Annotated in this window: 6 protein-coding genes; 3 read left to right on the forward strand and 3 right to left on the reverse strand. The window is 69.6% G+C overall.

What is annotated here, in order from left to right:
* Positions 1 to 178: 178 nt before the first annotated feature.
* Entirely contained in the window at positions 179 to 1,615 is a 1,437-nt protein-coding gene (locus J7520_RS17210) for a M20/M25/M40 family metallo-hydrolase (protein WP_291190976.1), read from the forward strand.
* A 154-nt stretch (positions 1,616 to 1,769) separates the two neighbouring features.
* On the opposite strand, the gene J7520_RS17215 is transcribed toward J7520_RS17210, so the two are convergent.
* The 3 genes from J7520_RS17215 to J7520_RS17225 form a co-directional block, all read right to left on the reverse strand.
* Positions 1,770 to 2,636: a TrmH family RNA methyltransferase gene (locus J7520_RS17215; protein ID WP_291190980.1), complete on the reverse strand. Its 867-nt coding sequence runs from the start codon at positions 2,634 to 2,636 to the stop codon at positions 1,770 to 1,772.
* Positions 2,633 to 3,190 carry a GNAT family protein gene (locus J7520_RS17220; RefSeq protein ID WP_291190982.1) on the reverse strand — a complete coding sequence of 186 codons (558 nt, stop codon included), beginning with the start codon at positions 3,188 to 3,190 and terminating at the stop codon, positions 2,633 to 2,635. Before J7520_RS17220 ends, J7520_RS17215 begins: the two co-directional genes overlap by 4 nt.
* Before the next feature lie 146 nt (positions 3,191 to 3,336).
* Positions 3,337 to 11,469 carry a CARDB domain-containing protein gene (locus J7520_RS17225; protein ID WP_291190984.1) on the reverse strand — a complete coding sequence of 2,711 codons (8,133 nt, stop codon included), beginning with the start codon at positions 11,467 to 11,469 and terminating at the stop codon, positions 3,337 to 3,339.
* Positions 11,470 to 12,072: 603 nt separating this feature from the next.
* Here J7520_RS17225 and J7520_RS17230 point away from each other — a divergent pair.
* A complete protein-coding gene (locus J7520_RS17230) occupies positions 12,073 to 12,684 on the forward strand; it encodes an ECF-type sigma factor (RefSeq protein WP_291190986.1) in 612 nt (203 codons plus the stop codon).
* 340 nt (positions 12,685 to 13,024) lie between these two features.
* Entirely contained in the window at positions 13,025 to 15,730 is a 2,706-nt protein-coding gene (locus tag J7520_RS17235) for a serine/threonine-protein kinase (RefSeq protein WP_291190988.1), read from the forward strand.
* Positions 15,731 to 15,831 lie beyond the last annotated feature (101 nt).

A 15,831-nucleotide genomic window follows, 5' to 3' on the forward strand; every position in this document is an offset into this window, starting at 1 on the left:
CAATCGGCTCGACGAATCCCGATCGCCGTCGCTCCCGTGCATGGCCTCGCTCGATCGAGGCGACGATCCCGAACGCCTCGCGCAGGCCCCGCTGGCCCCGCCCGCGACGTGACATTTGGCCCAATCCGCTGGTGCGGGCGCGGCGCATAATCGCCCTTTTCCTCCCAAGGGACATGCCATGCGCCCATCGCCGCTCGCCCTCGCCCTCGCCTTCTGTTCCATCGCCCCCGGCGCGCTCGCCGCCGGCAAGCCGACCACGATCGCGCCCGCCGACATCGCGATCGCCGAGCAGCTGCGCGACCGCGCGCTGCGCGACGACACCGCCTGGCAGTTCACCGAAGGCCTGACCACCGAGGTCGGCCCGCGCCTGGCCGGCAGCGACAACGATCTGAAGGCGCGCGACTGGGTCACGGCGAAGTTCAAGGCGCTCGGCTTCGACAAGGTCTGGAGCGAGCCGGTCACCTTTCCGAAGTGGGTGCGCCGCAGCGAGCACGCCGCGATCCTCGCGCCGTTCGCGCAGCCGCTCGCCGTGCTCGCGCTCGGCAATTCGCCGGGTACGCCGGCCGGCGGTCTCGACGCCGAAGTGGTCGGCTTCGATTCCTTCGACGCGCTGAAGGCGGCGGATCCGGCCAGCGTGCGCGGCAAGATCGTCTACGTCGGCGCGCGCATGCACGCGCGCCAGGACGGCCACGACTACGGCATCGGCTCGCAGGTGCGCGTGGAAGGTCCGCCGCTGGCGACGCAGAAAGGCGCCGCGGGATTCCTGCTGCGCTCGGCCGGCACCGACAGCGATCGCCTGCCGCACACCGGCGTGACGCGCTTCGAGCCCGGCAAGCCCTCGATTCCGGCCGCAGCGCTGTCCAATCCGGACGCCGACCAGCTCGAGCGCGTGCTGAAGAGCGGCCAGCCGGTGCGTGTCCAACTCGCGCTCGACTGCGGCTTCGACGGCGAGTACACCGGCGCGAACGTGATCGGCGAACTGCGCGGCTCGAAGAAGCCCGACCAGTACTTCGTCATGGGCGGGCACCTGGATTCCTGGGATCCGGGCACCGGCGCGATCGACGACGCCGCCGGCATCGGCATCGCGGTCGGCGCCGCGCGCCTGATCGCGCAGTTGCCGCAGCGTCCGGCGCGCAGCATCCGCGTGGTCGCGTTCGCGAACGAGGAGTCCGGCCTGTTCGGCGGCAAGTCGATGGCCGAGAAGTACAAGAAGACGATCGGCAACGCCGTGCTCGGCAGCGAATCGGATGCCGGCGCCGATCGCATCTGGAAGATCACCGCCACGGTCAAGCCCGAGGCGCGCGACGCGATCGGCCAGATCGCCGCGGTGCTGAAGCCGCTCGGCGTCGAGTACGACCCGAACGCGGGCGGCAGCGGCGGCTCGGACCTGTCGGCGCTGCACGCGGTCGGCATGGCCGGCCTGTCGCTGCACCAGGACGCGACGCGCTACTTCGCCTGGCACCACACCGCCAACGACACGCTCGACAAGGTCGACCCCGAGCAGCTGCGCCAGAACGTCGCCGCCTATGCGGCGGTCGCCTACCTCGCCGCGCAGGCGAACGGCGACTTCGGTTCGGCGCCGGGCGCGTTCGCCAAGGACAAGGGCGAGGACTGAGTTGCTCCGCGCGCGTCGTGAGGCGTGCTCGGGAAGAAATTTTCTCGCAGAGGCGCAGAGAACGCAGAGGAAAAGCCACTAGAAAAAAGCTTTTCTCCGCGTTCTCTGCGTCTCTGCGAGATCCCGCTTCTAAGTTGGCGCGCCGGCGCCCGCCTCAAGCCCCGCGCTGGCGCCAGTATTCGCCGAGCACCACCGCCACGCTGGCGGCGACGTTGAGACTCTCGACCGCTCCGCTGCCCGGAACCGTCAGGCGCAGGTCCGCCGCCTCGATCATCGCATCGCTCATGCCCGCGCCTTCGGCGCCGAACACCAGCACCAGTCGCGCCGGCAGCTCGGCTCGATACAGCGAAACGCCGTCGCGCGGCACGGTCGCGGCGATCGAATAGCCGCTCGCGCGCAACGTGGACAGCGCCTGCGCGGCCGACGGCGCGCGCGCCAGCGGCACGACCTCGGCCGCGCCTTCGGCGACGCGCGCGGCAGCGCCGGAAACCTCGATGCCGTCCGCCGCCGGCACGATCGCGCCGTGCACGCCGAAATGCGCCGCGCTGCGCAAGAGCGCACCGAGGTTGTGCGGATTGCCGACGCCGTCGAGCCACAGCAGCAGCGACGGCGCGGGCGCCGGCGGCACGCGCGCGAGCAGATCGGCCAGCGCCAGCGGCGCTTCGCGCGCCAGATCGAAGCAGACGCCTTCGTGATGCCGCGAGGCGGTCAGCTTGTCGAGATCGGCTTCCTCGACCACGCGGTAACCGAGCCGATGCTTGACGCACCAGGCCAGCACCGGCTTCAACGCCGCGATGCGCGCTTCGGTCAGGTACACCTTGCGCAACGCCTCCGGTCGCCGCGCGAACGCGGCGAGACAGGCGTTGAGACCGTACAGGCGCGCCTCCTCGTTGCGCGGCGTCGCCGGCTTCGGCGGCGCTGCTCCAGTCGGCGCTGCCCTGGTCGGCGCAGGCCTGCGCGCCGCCTGCGCTTCGCGCCACGGCGAGGTGTCGTTCTTGCGATCGGGTCGGTCGCGATTCATGCGTGGTTCTCCAGTTCGCGCCGCACCAAGGCGTAGACGTACAGATCGAGCAGCTCGCCGCGCTTGACCACGGCCGACTTCTGCACGCCCTCGCGCGCGAAGCCGGCTTTCTCGAGCACGCGCGCGGAAGCGGGATTGGTTTCGTACACGGTCGCGTAGAGCCGGTACAGACGGAACGCATCCATCGCGCGCGGCGCAAACGCACGGATCACCGCGGTCATGATGCCGTGGCCCCAGTGGCGCTGCGCGAGCCAGTAACCCAGCTCGGCCGAATGCCGATGCACGTCGACGCCCGGATGCAGGCTGACCCCGCCGACCGCGCTGCCGTCGATCTCCAGCGCCCAGGCGCGATCGGATTCGTCGACGGCGCGCGTCAGCCAGGCGCGGCCGTCGTCGCCGGTGTACGGATACGGAAAGCGGTCGCGCAGGCTGCGCGAAACGCTGGCGTCGTTCGCGCTGGCGACGAGGCTGTCGAGATCGTCGAGCCGCCACGGACGCAGCACGGCGACGCCGCAATCGAGCCGCGGCAGCGGCAAGGAGGAATCGGAAGACATGGCCGCATGCTACACGACGACGATGTTCCGACATTCGGATTGCGGGGATCGTCGCGCTTCCGATCCCCGCTCACCGTGACCGCCGAATGTCGCTTGCAGCAGCCCCCGGGACGGTGATGCTCCCGGGAGCTCGATCGCAGCGGCCCCTAGCGCCGCCTGCGCAGGGCCGGAACGCCGGCCAGCATCAGCAGCACGCCCATCAGCATCAGCATCCAGCGGGCGTCGACGGGTACCGGCCTGACGGACGCCGGCGGATTGCCGGTGACCGGCGTCGACACGGTGCTCGTGTTGTTTTCGGGTTCCGGATCCGGAACCGTCGGCGACTGCGCATCCGCGACGTTGCTGATCGTGCCGCTGTAGCCCTGCTGCACGACGTAGGTGACCGTGAAGGTCACGCTCGCGCCGTTCGCCAGCGGCGGCAATGCGCACGGGAAGCCGCCGGCGCACGGCGCCGTCGACGAGACGTACTCCAGGCCCGCCGGCGTCGGATCGTCGAGCACGGCATCGGGCACCGCGTCGGGACCGTGGTTGGCGACCTGGATCGAGTAGCTGATCGTCTGCCCCGCCGTCGCGCTGGCCGGACCGGTCTTGGTCACGACGAGATCGGCGGCCGGCGTGCCGGCCAGCGGCGTGATCGCCGTGTCGCTGTTGTTGGACGCGTTCGGATCCGGCGTATCGCTGCTCGCGCTGGCCGTGTTCGCGATCGGATTCGGACCGGCGTAGGCGGCGGGCACCGCGTAGGTCGTCGTGATCGTCGCGCTGGCGCCGCTGGCGAGCGTACCGATTGCGCACGGATACGCCGTCGCGCACGCGCCGGCGTTCGACACGAACACCAGCCCGTTCGGTGTCGGATCGGCCACGACCACGTTCACGGCCGGATCGGGACCGTGGTTGGTCACGACGATCGTGTAGACCGCATCGCTTCCCGCGGCGACGCCGGCCGGACCGGTCTTGGCCACGACGAGGTCGGCGGCGGTCGGCGTCTCGACCACGTCCGTGTCGACCGAGTCCTGGTTGTCGCTCGGATCGGGATCCACCGTGCCCGAAGGCGGCTCCACGCCGGCCGTATTGGTCAGCCGGGTCGCGTTCGCCGGCGCCGTGCCGCCGATGGTGAAGGTCACCGATCCGCCGGCGGGCAGCGCGGTGATCGTGCTCGTCACCGTGTTGCCCGCGACGCCGACCGCACCGCAGACGGCGCCGCCGGTCGGACTTCCGCACGACGCGGCCACGGCCGTGACGCCGACCGGAACCGGATCGCTGAACAGTGCGCCGTCGGCATTGCCCGGGCCCGCGTTGGTGACGACGACCGTGTAGCCGATCGCGCCGCCGGTGCCGACGATCGCCGGTCCCGTTTTCACCGCCGCCAGGTTCGCCTGCGGCGTGACCGGAATCGTCACGCTGTCCTCGTTGTTGCTCGGGTCCGGATCAGGCGTATCGCTGCCCGCGGTCGCCGTGTTCACGAGGTCGCCGGTGGCACCCGCGTCGACGGCGAACGTGACCGTGACGATCGCGCTCGCGCCGTCGGCGAGCGTCCCCAGATCGCAGGGGAAGCCGGCCGCGCAGGGCGGTGTCGCCGAGACGAAGCTCAGGCCCGGCGGCGTCGGGTCATCCAGCGTCGCGTCGACCGCGTCGTCCGGCCCGTTGTTGGTCACCGTCAGCGTGTAGGTCACCTGCGTGCCCGGCGTCGCGCCGGCCGGGCCGGTCTTCTCCACCACCAGGTCCGCCATCGGTGTGCCGACCGCGGTGTCGACGTCGTCCTGGTTGTTGCTGGGGTCCGGATCGTTGACGCCCGACGGCGGTGTCACCGTCGCCATGTTGCTGAGCGTCAGCGGTCCTTGCGGAGCCGTGCCGTTGATCGTGACGAGCACGCTGCCGCTCGACGGCAGCGTGCCGACGGTGCCGGTCACCGTGTTGCCGGTGACGGTCGGCGGCGTCACGCAGGCGGCGCCGCCCTGCTCGCCGGCGCACGTCGCGGTGATGCCGGTGATGCCGGCGGGCACCACGTCGCTGTAGCTCGCGCCGTTGGCCGGACTCGGCCCGTGGTTGACGATCAGCAGCGTGTAGCTGATCGCGCCGCCGGAAGCGATCGCCGCGGGACCGGTCTTGGTGATCGCGAGATCCGCGTTGCCCGGCCCCACGCCCGTCTGCGCCGAGCCCTGGTTGTTGGTCGGATCCGGGTCGGGCGTGTCGCTGCTGACGATGGCGGTGTTCACGATCGGGTTCGCGCCGCTGTAGTTCGCCGGCACGCTGTAGGTCGTCGTGATCGTCGCGCTGGCGCCGTTCGCCAGTGTGCCGATCGAGCACGGGTAGGCCGTCGTGCACGCACCGGCGTTGCTCACGAAGACCAGCCCCGCCGGCGTCGCATCGGCGACCACGACGTTGGCGGCGTCGCTCGGGCCCTGGTTGGTGACCACGATCGTGTAGACGACGTCGTCGCCCGGCGTCACCGTGGCGGAGCCGCTCTTGGTCACGCGCAGATCGGCCAGCGGATTGCCGTTCAACGACGCGCTGTCGCTGTTGTTGGCGGGATTCGGATCGGGCTGGTCCGCGCCGGTCACCGTGGCCGTGTTGGTCGTCGCACCGGCGTCGACGACGGTCGCCGTGATCGTCAACGTGGCGGTCGACGTCGGTCCGGCCGCCGTGAGCGTGCCGACGCTCCACAGGCCGGTGGCCGGGGCATAGCTGCCCTGCGACGGCGTGGCGGACACGAACGACAACGTCGCCGGCAGCTGGTCGGTCAGCACGACGCTGGTCGCGTCCGACGGTCCGTTGTTGTGGATCGTGATCGTGAACACGACGTCGTCGCCGACGGTGGGGGCCGCGTCGTCGACGGTCTTGGTCACCGCGAGATCGGCCGACTGGCCGTTGATCGTCGTGCCGGAGCTGTTGTTGGTCGGGTTCGGATCGAACTGGTCCTCGTGCGTGACCGTCGCGGTGTTGCTGATCGAGCCCGCCTGGTCGACGTGGACCGTGATCGTCAACGTGGCGCTGGCGCCGTCGGCGAGAGCGCCGACGACCCACACGCCGCTGGCGCCGTCGTACGACCCCTGCGACGGCGCGGCGCTCACGAAGCTCACGCCGGCCGGCAGGTGGTCGGTGATCTCGACGCCGGTCGCATCGCTCGGACCGTGATTGGTCGCCGTCAGCGTGTAGGTCACGTCGCTGCCGACGTTCGGCACCGTGTCGTCGACCGTCTTCAGGACGCCGATGTCCGCGCTGGGTTCCGCGTTCACCGCCGCCGCCGCGCTGTTGTTGCTGGTGTCGGGGTCCGGCTGGTCGGAAGCGCTGACCACCGCGTGGTTGGTCAGCGCGCCCGCCACGTCGACGGACACCGTCAGCGTCAGCGTCTGGCTCGCGCCGTTGGCGAGATTGCCGATCGTCCACAGTCCGCTGGCCGGATCGAACGTGCCGACCGACGGCGTCGCCGAGACCAGGCTCAGCCCGAACGGCAGGCCGTCGGTGATCGCCACGCCCGTCGCGTCATTCGGGCCGTGGTTGGTGGCGGTGATCGTGAAGGTGACCTGCTCGCCGACGTTCGGCGCCGCATTGTCCACCGTCTTCAGGAGCGCGATGTCGGCGACGCGCGTCACCGGCACCACGACGGTGCCGACGCAGCGCGTCGCCGCGGGGCAGCCCGGATCGCCGCCGCCGCTCGCAGTCGCCGTGTTGTCGCCGTTCGCCGCGCTGGCGGCGACGTCGACGTCCAGCGTCAGCGTCGTGCTCGCGCCCGCCGCCAGCGTGCCGCCGAAGGTGCAGCTCAGCGCCGTCGTGCCGGTGCACGTCCAGTTCGCGCCGCCGAACGTCGCCAGCGTGATGCCGGCCGGCAGCGTATCGGCGATGGTGATCGGCGCGCTGGTCGGCGTGCCGCCGGAGTTCGTCACGGTGATCGCGTAGCTCGCCGGCTGGCCGACCAAGAACGGATTGGGCGTCGCGCTCTTCGTCACGGTCAGCTGCGGACCCTGCGCGTCGGTATCCGTCGCGCTGTTGTTGCCGGGCACCGGATCGGTCGTGCCGCTCGGCGCCGTCACCGTCGCGGTGTTGGACAAGGACCCGGTGGTGCCTGCGCCGACGGTGCCGGTCACCGTGAACGTCGCCGTGCCGCCCGCGGGAATCGTCACCGTCGCGTTGATGTTGCCGCTGCCGCTCGCCGGTCCGGATGCGCCGGCCGAATAGACCGCGGTCCACGTCGCCCCGGTGATCGCCGCCGGGATCGTATCGGCCACGGTCGCGCCGACCGCGGTGCTCGGTCCCGCATTGCTGGCCACGATCGTGTACGTGATCGGATTGCCAGGCGTATAGATCGCGCTGCCGTCGGTCTTGGTGATGGCGAGATCGGCGATCGACGAAACGGGCACGACCACCGTTCCGGTGCAGCGGGCGGCCGCCGGACACGCCGGATCGCCCCCGCCGCTCGCAGTCGCGCTGTTGTCCGCGTTGGTCGCGCCGGCGTCGACGGTGACGTTGATCGTCAGTGTCGTGCTCGCCCCCGCGGCGAGCGTTCCGGCGAAGGTGCAGCTCAGCGTCGGCGCGCCCGTGCAGCTCCAGCCGGTACCTGCGGCACCGGCGAACGTGACGCCCGACGGCAGCGTGTCGGCGATCGCGATCGGCGCCGTGGTCGGGCCCGTGCCCGCGTTCTGCACGGTGATCGCATAACTGCCCGGCTGCCCGACGACGAACGGATTGGGCGTCGCGGTCTTGGTGACGACCAGCTGCGGCGGCTGCGGAGCGACGGTTGCCGAGGACGTGTCGTTCGCGGAATTGGGATCCTGCTCGTTGCCCGTCACCGTCGCGCTGTTGGTGACGGCGGCGGTGAACGGGTTCGGCGCGTTGCCGGTGATCGTGATCGCGAACGTGCCGCCGCTGGCGAGGGTGCCGCCGACGCAGGTGACCGTGTTGCCCGCGACGGTGCAGCCCGGGGTCGGCGAGGCGACGCCCGTGACGCCCGCCGGTACGACGTCGCTGACCGTGAAGCCCGAACTTGTACCGGGGCCGTGGTTGGTGACGACGAGGTTCCACGACAGCGCGCCTCCGGGCGCGACCGTGGCGGGGCCGGTCTTGACGATGCCCAGGTCGACGGGCGGCGCGACGCAGGAGGTTCCGTCGTTGTTGCTCGACGAAGGTCCGGGCGAGGAAGACACCAGCGTCAATGTCGGCGTGCCCGACGGATTGGTCACGGCGATCTGGTAGATCACGCCGCTGACGTTGTTGCTGAGGCCGAGGTTGCCGTTGCCGAAGGTCCAGATAGCGCCGTATGTGCCCGCCGGAATGAACGGTATGGGGAATTGCGAGGTGTTGCCCGTGGCCGGGTCGATGCGCACCAGCGTCTGCGCGCTGTTGGTCACGCCCCACAGGAAGCCGTCGGCGTAGGTGAAGTCGCTGACGTTGATCGCCTGGGACGGAACCAGATTGACGGGCGTCGCCACATGGGTCGTGAGGTCGAGACGGTAGATCGCGGTGCCGGCGCTGATGGCGATCCAGTAGTTGTCGGACGAATCGAATGCTCCGATGTTCGCGCCGCTGGTCGCGAGCGGGCCGGTGATCGTGCCGAGATCCACGGTCAGGCCGGTGGTCGGATCGATTCTCAGCAGGTGCCCGACCGGGTTCGCGGCGTTCCTGGCCTGAGTGATCGCGTAGATGAAGCGATCGGCGTCGCGATAGGCCACGGCGTTGTAGATCCAGTCCGAGGCGGGCCCGATCGGATTGAAGGTGGCGGCGCCGCCGGCGCCGTAGACCGCCGCGTTGAGCTGGGTGGGACTACCCTGGCCGACGAAGATCGTCGACACGTCACAGACGAACGGCGAACCCGCGGCGGTGTCGGTGTCCGTCGCGGAGTTGTTGCCGGGCGCGGGGTCGGTCATGCCACCCGGCACGGCGATCGTCGCGGTGTTGACCAGATCGCCGCTCGCGCTCGCGCTGATCGTGCCGGTGACGACGAAGGTGGCCGTGCCGCCGACCGGGATGTTCACCGACGCGCCGATGCTGCCGGCACCGGAAGCCGGGCAGCTCGCGCCGCCGGCGCCGGTGCAGGTCCAGGTCGGGTTGACGATGCTCGCCGGAATCGTGTCGACGACGCTCGCGCCGATCGCGTCGGCCGGACCTGCGTTGCTCGCCACGATCGTGTAGGTGATCGGGCTGCCGGCGACGTAGGTCGCGCTGCCGTCGGTCTTGCTGATCGCCAGATCCGCGCTGAGGCCGGTGTTGGTGTAGGTGCAGACGATCGACGAATCCGTAGCGCCGACGGTCAGCGTGTCGCCGACCAGCGGATGGGCGTTTCCGGTACACGTCAGCGCGCTGCCGTAGCCGGCGGCGGTGCCCGCGGTGAACGTCTCCGCGAAGTCGATCACGTCGCCGTCGTACACGGTGATCGGCGTGGTGTCGGTCGTGGTCTGGTTCGAGCTCGCGACGACCGAGTCCATGCTGTCGATGAGGTTGCCGTCGATGCTGGCCTGCATCGAGACGGCGTCGCCGACCCGGGCGCCGACCCAGGTCTTCTGCAGCGTCAGCACCGCGGGATTGCACACGCTGTCGCCCGCGTCCTGGGTGGACGTCGCGCCGTAGAACGGCAGCGCCGTGTTGACGACGAGGGTCGACGGCAGCACGTCGGTCGAGGCCGTGGTGGGAATGGATTCCACCCGGTACAGCTCGCCCGCCGAACCGATCAGGTAGAGATCTCCACCGGACATGGCGGCGCCGAACGTGGAGCCGACCGTGCCGACCTGGAAGATCGCAAGATCCGGCGGTATGCGGTACACCGCGACCGAGCCGTCGAGCTGGGCGCCGAGGGCCAGGATGTCTCCGTCCGGCAGCGTCACGAAATCGCCGGCCGACACCACGTCCGTCGGGAAGCCGGCGCCGAACCGGGTGCTCGCTCCGGTCGTCGGGTTCACGAGGTAGATGTTGCTGGAGAGGTATGAGCCGGCCAGCAGCATGCCGTCGGCGCGTACGCTCAGCCCGTTGATGGCCGCGACGTCGTCGGTGGCCATGTCGCCGGTGATCTGGAAGCTGCTGATCACCGCGCCGGTGACCGGATTCACCCGGTCGATCGTTCGCCCTTCCGGCAGGTTCTGGGTGAATCGCACGCCGTAGAGAAGGCTGCCGTCACCCGTGAGGGCAATGTCGCCGTACGACTCGCTTAGCGGCGCCGAACCGAGTTCGGTGCCGTCGGTCGGATCCCACGCCTGCAGCATCAGTGGGTCTTCGCCCGTGTTCGTGTAGATCGGCACTTTCCGGCAGCCGGTTCCGACCGTCGACAGCACGGCGAGTGTCGCGTTGGCCGGCGGATTCAGGCCGATCGACGAGGTGATGTTGGCAGGCCCGTTGGCGTACAGGCCGAGCGCGGCGGCGGTCACCGGCACGGCGACGGTGCACGAGGCTGCGCCCGCGGCCAGCGATCCGCCGGTCAGGGTGACGCTGCTGCCGCCGGCCGCTGCCGTCAGCGTGCCGCCGCAGCTGTTGCCCGGCGCCGGCGTGGCGGCGATCGTCAGGCCCGCCGGCAGCGAGTCGGTGAAGGAGAATCCGCTCTTGGCGGCGCGCTCGTCGGTATTGGTGACCGTCAGGGTCAGCATCGAGGTGTCGCCGACGGCGACGACCGCCGGTGTGAACGTCTTGTCCAGCTGCGGCGTCGCGTCGTAGACGCGGATGTTGTCGAACGCGGCGTCGTTGCCGCTGCCGCTCCCCTGCGTGTTGCGCATCAGGACGCCGAGCGAGGTTCCCGTGAACGGATAGGACTGGTTGGTCGTGAAGCGCGCGGCGTTGATGTTGTCCACACCGTTGCCGCCGATCGCCTCGACCGGCCGGGTGGGCGTGCCGGCAGCGCACGGATTCAGCGTGCTGCCGACCGGAATCGGCGCGCCGGCGCCGGTGAAGATCGCGAACTGGAACGCCGGATGGGCGGCGAAGCAGCTGACCGCGGCGGCATCGACGCTGAAGGTGACGAAGCGCGTGGAGGGCGCCGAAAAGGGCACTTCCACGGACGTTCGAAACTGGGTCAGGTTGGCGCCGGGATTGGCTTGCGTGAACGCGGCCACGGCGAGGTTCTGCCGCGCCTGCGCCTGCGTCATCCCGTCGACCTGACCCAGCGCCTGCGCCAGTTGGCGCACGTAGGCCCAGCCGCTGGTTCCGCATTCGGCGGGCGTGGCGCCGCCCGAATTGAACGACAGCACCATGCCGTTGCACGCCGTGAGCCACGGCGCATCGGCGGTGTAGCTTTCGCCGGCGGGCTTGGGCGGAAGGTTCGGCGTGCTGCCGGTGCCGGGGATGTCCGGTGCATACGTCGTCAAACGTACCCAGGTCGCCGGATTGGAATTCTGGAAGTTCTCGATGAAGATCGGGGTGGCCGGTTGCGGCGTGCCCGGCGTTCCGGGAGTCGTGGCGCGAACCGGGCCTGCAGCGAGGACGGCCAGACAGACGACCGCGAAGGAAAACTCCCTGTGAAATCGAACCGGCTTCCGATAGGACGCCGTTCCTGCGAACTTCAAACGCACGATTCCCCCTTCGCCTTGTGAGCGTCTTTGAATGTCAGCGGCACACGAACACTGCATCCCGGCCCTTTCAGACGAAGCGACACGCTCGGGAACGCATCGAGTCGCGCGGAAGCGTCTGTTTTCCGGCGCGCCGTCGAACAAACCGGATCGCACAGGAAGCCTTCCCGCCCTTCGCGACGCGACCGCATCTCGACGGTCCGTTCGCCTCTTCACCCTTGGCCGATGCGCGTAGTTCGCAAAAGCGCGGCGAATCCGGACACGCTGGGCGGCGCGGCGGGAAGATTTCCCGTCGGCGACGGGTCCCGGCTGGTGCGCGGCGACGGATCGGCCTTCCGCAAAGCCGTCTACTGATCGCCGATCGGATGCTTTGCGAGCCGCTACAATGACGCGAAGTAGACTTTGGAACTCTGCATGTCCCGAGCCGGTGACTCAGCCGACGACGTCGTCCTCGATAGGTTGCGGGAGACCCTGGACAGCGCGATGCGCGACCGGTCCCACAGCCTGGCCTCGATGATGACGCAGGCTTACCGGAACCTGCTGCGCGTGGCGCACGCGCAGCGCCACGCCTTCGGCGCGAGCCCCACCCTGTCGACGACGGCGCTGGTCCACGAGGTCTATCTCAAGCTGCAGGAATCGCCGGACCTGGTGGTCTCGGACATCAACCACTTCCACTACCTGGCCACGCGCGCGATGCGCTTCGTGCTCACCGACCATGCGCGCAGGAAGCTCGCGCGCAAGCGCGGCAGCGCCGTGCCGATGGAATCGCTGGACGATCACGCCGCCCCGGACCTCGACGGACGCCACGCCGAGCAGGTGCTGGAGATCAACGAAGTCATCGATCAGCTCGCGCAGATCTTTCCGCGCATGGCGCAGATCGTCTCGCTGCGGTTCTACGTGGGATTGGGCGACGCGGAAATCGGAGAGGCGCTGGGCATCGACGAGCGGACCGTGCGGCGCGACTGGATCAAGGCCAGGGGCTGGATGATCGGCCGCCTGCGCGAGGCCGATTGACGCCGGGCGGACACGTCCGGCGTCACGAACGGCGGCATCAGGGGCCGTCGGCATGTCCAGGGGGACTTGCCGGCATGGAGGCGACACAAGCGAGCAGCGCAAGAACGCCGGCGGAAGGCGTCGTCTCGGCAAAGGCAGCGGCAGCGCCTGCGATCGGAATCGCGCCGCAGCCCTGATGACGCAAGGCGCGTCGGACGGAACCGGAAACAACGAATGAAGGCTCCCGCGCCCGCTCGCGCGCACGGACCGGACGTCTTCTCACTGGCGGGCGATGCCCGCCTTTCGCACCGAATTTCGATATTCCCTCGGCTTCTCTCCGATCCAACCACCGATTTCCCTCATGTCGACGTCCCATTCCTCCCTCGATTGGCACCTGCTCGAAACGCAACTCGACGCGATCCTGGATCTGCCGCTGGAGCTGCGTGCGGTGCGTCTGGCCGAACTGCTCGACAAGGACGAATCCGCCCATGCCCACGCGCTGCGCCAATGGCTGGCGGACATCGAGCAGGCGGAACGCGATCCGTTGGCGCACACGCACGACGGCGAGCGCGTCGGCCCCTGGCGCGCCATGCACCGGCTCGGCCGTGGCGGCATGGGCGACGTGTGGATGGCCGAGCGCAGCGACGGCACCTACGAAAAGCGCGTCGCGATCAAGTTCCTCTACGGCGACACGCCGAAGTTGCGCGCGCGGCTGGAAATGGAGCGCCACCTGCTCGCGCAGCTGCAGCATCCCAACATCCCCCGCCTCATCGACGGCGGCGTGACCGCGGGCGGCCAGCCCTATCTCGTCACCGATTTCGTCGAGGGCATGTCGCTGGACCTGTGGAACCTGACCCCGCAGGCGGCGGATTTCGATACGCGCATCCGCCTCTTCCGCCAGGTCGCCGCCGCCGTGGCGCACGCGCACGAGCACTCGGTCGCGCATCGCGACCTCAAGCCGAACAATGTGCTGGTCGACCGCGAAGACTGCGCGCACCTGCTCGACTTCGGCGTCGCGCGCCTGCTCAACGAAGAGCGCCGGGCCGACACCATGCAGCCGCTGACGCTCGAATACGCCTCGCCCGAGCAGGTCCGCAACGGCAAGGCCAGCGTGCGTACCGACATCTACGGCCTCGGCGCGCTGTTCTACTTCCTCGTCGCGAGGAAGCCGCCGTTCGACTTCCACGACCTGCCGATCGCCGCCTGCGTGAAGCGCATCAGCGAAGACACCCCGGCACGACCGAGCATGGCGGGTGACGTCCCGAACCTGCCGCGCGCATTGGCCGCCGATCTCGACGCGATCGCGCTGAAGGCCCTGGCGAAGTCGCCGGACGACCGCTACGCCAACGTCGAGGACATGCTGCGCGATCTCGACGATGCGTTCGCGCATCGCCCCATCGAAGCGCGCAAACTCGACGGCGGCGTGTATCGCGCGCGGCGCTTCGTCCGCCGCAACGCGCTGGCACTCGGCGTTTCCGCCGCGATCGGCCTCAGCCTGGCGACGGGCATGGTGCTGGCGCTGTGGCAGGCGCACCTCGCATCCGAGCAGCGCGACGTCGCACAGGCGGCGCGCGCGGTCGCGGAAACCGAGCGGACCAACGCGCGGACGCAAGCGGCGCGTTCGGACATGACCGTCGACTTCCTGCTCTCGGTGCTCGGGTCGGCCGCGCCGAACAACCAGGCGATCAAGATCGACGATCTGCTGGCGCTGGCGGCGCAACGCGTCACCCAGGCCGCGGAGAGCCACCCCGAACTCTATCCCCGACTGTTCGACACGCTCATGCAAGCCTACGAACAGCGCGGCAACGCGCGAGCGCTCGAACCGCTCCTGCTGGCCCTGCTCACCGATCCGAAGAAGAACCTGCCGCCCGCCGTCAACGCCGAACTCTCCTGTTCGCTCGCCGATCTGGAATGGACGATCCAGAACTGGAACGAGGCGCGCCGTTGGGCCGAGACCGGCCTGCAGCAGACCGCAGCGCTCGCACCGGAGCAGGCGCGCGACATTCAGGCGGGCTGCCGGCGCATATTGGCCGAGTCGCAGTTGCTGTCGGGCAAGCTCGATCAGACATTGAAGTTCTATCGCGAGGCGGTCGTCGCACTGGGCGACCCACCGCACGACACGCGCAAGAACGCGCAGCTCCTCGGCACCTATGGAGTGAAGCTCGCCATGGCCGACGATCTGGTCGAAGCGCGCGCCCAATTCCGCAAATCGATCGACATGTACACGCGTCTCGGGCGCGAGAACAGCGCAGACGCCCTGGCGACTCTGGGCCAGATGGCGTATTGCACCGCCCGCGTCGGCCTGGTGGTCCAGGGACTCGACGAAATGCAGCGCAACATCGAGCTGAACCTGAGAGCCACCGGTCCCACCGCCGACATCGCGATGATGATGTACGGCCAGGCGCAGATCACGTTGGACTTGTCGCGACCGCAGGAAGCGGCGGCCCTGCTGGAGCGGTCGCAGACGATGGTGCGCGACTTCGCGCCCGAGCAGACGAAGCGCTTTCGCGTCCAATGGGCCGCTCTGGGCGTCCGCATCGCGACGCTTTCCGGCGACGAGCGCTTGCGGGAGGCGAAGATCGCCGAAACGCGCGAGGCGCTCGACGACCTGAAGCTGCCGCCGGAAGCTCGCCTGCGAAGCGCGCTGCGAGAAGCGGAAATCGCCAGCGCAACCCTCATCAAGGCGGCCAGTCCCGAGGAGACCTTCGACCGATTCGAGCACGCGGAGGGAGAGCTGCGCGCGATGGGAAGCGGATCGAAATCGGCCCTGGCCCGGGTCATGCTGGGTGGTGCCGAGGCTGCGCTGGATATCGGCCGGGACGATCTGGCCGGAAAGAAGGTTGCGCAGGCGCGCGAGATCTTCGGCAATTCGGTCGATCCCGAGAGCTGGCAGCTGGGTGTTTACGATGCCGTCGCCGCCGTCGTCGACTGGCGCGCGGGCAAGGACCGGCCACTCGCGCGCGCCGGCCTCGAACGTGCCCTGGCGCGCATGCAGGCGGCACTCGGTGCGGATCATCCGCGCGTCGCTCGCTGGCGAGACCGCCTGCGCAGCCTCGATGCGTCATGACGGCAGCTGCTCGCCGGATGCACCTTCCGCTGGCTCCGCTCACCCGGCCGGCGGCGTGATCGCAGCGTGCGGCATCGAGGGCGGATGCCGCGACTGAATCA

It is taken from the genome of Dokdonella sp. (assembly GCF_017744955.1).
Lineage (GTDB): Bacteria > Pseudomonadota > Gammaproteobacteria > Xanthomonadales > Rhodanobacteraceae > Dokdonella_A.